Raw genomic sequence first — 2032 nt, forward strand, 5'->3', positions numbered from 1 at the left:
CGAGCGCCTGGCCGAAGCGGGCATCGAGCCCTCCGTCGGCAGCGTCGGCGACTCTTACGACAACGCTCTCGCCGAGACGATCAACGGCCTGTACAAGACCGAAGTAATCCATCGACGCGGGCCGTGGCGCTCGTTCGAGGCCGTCGAGTTCGCGACGCTGGAATGGGTCGACTGGTTCAACAATCGCCGGCTGCTGGAGCCCATCGGCAACATCCCGCCGGCCGAAGCCGAGGAACGCTACTACGCTATGCTCGAAGAGCCGGCCATGGCAGCGTGACTCAAACCAAAATGCCTCCGGCAATCCCGGCGCGGTTCAAAGCATCATGTTTTGTTCCAGCACTTCGTTGGCCGGGATGGGGCCTGGCGCGGAGCGCTTCCGGGAAAGCGATCGACGGCAACATTGAGCAGGGATGTCCCCGCTCCCGTCCTCCGGCGGGCAGGACCTTCAGGATCAGGCTGGCAAATCGGTTCTGCACCTGATGTGGCGCAGTTCAGGAAGGGTTGGCTGTAGCCAGTCTCCTTCCACCTCGAACCTCAGGGAAGAGTTGCGCCCACACGGGACATCGCGCACTTCTCCCGAAAGCGGCAGGTGCGCCTCGCCGCTGCTGTCGTTTTTATGGGACGGAAATGAAAAGGCCAGGCACATGCCCGAAGACGTGCCTGGCCGCATTTCCCGGAGACTTCCGCCGTCAGAACTTGTAGTTCACACCCAGGCGAACGGTGTGGAAATCCGTGCGGAAGTTGCGCTCGTTCAGGTTCGTGAAGTTGGGATCCTTGAGGACCACCTTGTCCTTGCCAAGATCCGTGTAAAGATATTCGGCCTTCAGCGACAGCTGATCATTAAACGCGTATTCCACGCCGGCGCCAACGCTATAGCCGGCGCGCGTCTTGGAACTCGACGTTTCGAAGGGCTGCCTGTTGTAGTTCAGGCAGCTTCCGCTAGTTGCAGTTACGTAGTCCGGGCTGCAGCCGAGCACGTGCTTCGTGCGGGCAACGGCCAAACCACCGGTTACATACGGAAGGAACCGATCGACGGCATAGCCAACACGCCCGCGCAGGGTGGCAAGACCCGTTACCTTGTCCTCGGTGTAGTAGCCGGAATACTGGTTTGGATCAATCCACGAGTTCTTCACATCGGCAAACGAAGCATCTCCCTCGACGCCAAGAACAATATTGTTCGGCAGCTGCCAGTTGTAGCCAAGCTGTGCTCCGCCCACGACACCTTCAATGTCCTTTTTGTCAGCGGCAGGATTTGCAACATCATGCATCTGCCCCCAGCCGTAGCCGACAAAGGCGCCAACATAGGTGCCGCTCCAGTTGAAGGAGTCAGGTGATTGGAAATTGTCCGCCGCGATGACGGGTGTGGAAACTAGAGCCGCTGCTGCGGCAAGCACGATAATGGATTTCAAGATTCGCCCTCCAGCCGAGTTGATCGGGAAGTTCGAAACTCTCTGCGGAGAGCGCCCGCGCCTTTAGGCTTTCGCCCTGGACATGACCATACCTTTCGGTATGGGACGCAGGTCTCCCCGACCAATTCGTCGGAGAGTGCAATGACGGCTGCACCAGTCGCCGCAGAGGGGTTTCGAAGCCCCGCTCACGGTCGTTACCCCGCAAGCAATTTCGTCATTACTTGAAGTGTTCCGTGAACACAACCCCCCCCTTGAAGAGCCTGTGCCGCGGTTGTGGAGCTCTACGAAAGAAGGCGACTTGCTGGTCGCCTTCTCTCTAGCCCGTCTCGTAGGCCAGCCGCAAAGAGCGGACCATCCCGGATCGCGTTAGATGAAAATCTCTTCATGCCTGGAAGCGACCAATCCGGGACAACGGGGTGAACTTCGGACGACCCTTTGCGCCGCCCTTGGCCATTGTCGGTGGCACGGTCGGGTCAGAGACAAAGCGCTCATAGGCCCCCTCGTCTGTCCAGTCGATCAGTGATCCACCCCCATTGAACGGGTCCACCTTGAAGTATGGTTTTGACCATGAAGGAGGACCACAATGGCCAACAAGCGACACAAGCCCGACGAGATCGTCACGA

3 protein-coding genes are annotated in these 2032 nt (G+C 59.2%); 1 reads left to right on the top strand and 2 read right to left on the bottom strand.

Going from position 1 to position 2032, the window contains the following annotated elements; genetic code table 11:
* Positions 1 to 277, top strand: a 277-nt coding sequence (locus ABD906_RS00435; RefSeq protein WP_345097609.1) for an integrase core domain-containing protein, incomplete at its 5' end; no start/stop codon positions are given.
* A gap of 412 nt (positions 278 to 689) precedes the next feature.
* Here the strand turns inward: ABD906_RS00435 and ABD906_RS00440 are convergent.
* Positions 690 to 1409: an outer membrane protein gene (locus ABD906_RS00440; RefSeq protein WP_345097615.1), complete on the bottom strand. Its 720-nt coding sequence runs from the start codon at positions 1407 to 1409 to the stop codon at positions 690 to 692.
* A 382-nt stretch (positions 1410 to 1791) separates the two neighbouring features.
* Positions 1792 to 2032 (bottom strand): hypothetical protein (locus ABD906_RS00445; protein WP_345097616.1); only part of this gene is annotated, 241 nt, incomplete at its 5' end.

Source organism: Chelativorans composti, assembly GCF_039541695.1.
Taxonomy (GTDB): Bacteria; Pseudomonadota; Alphaproteobacteria; order Rhizobiales; family Rhizobiaceae; genus Chelativorans; species Chelativorans composti.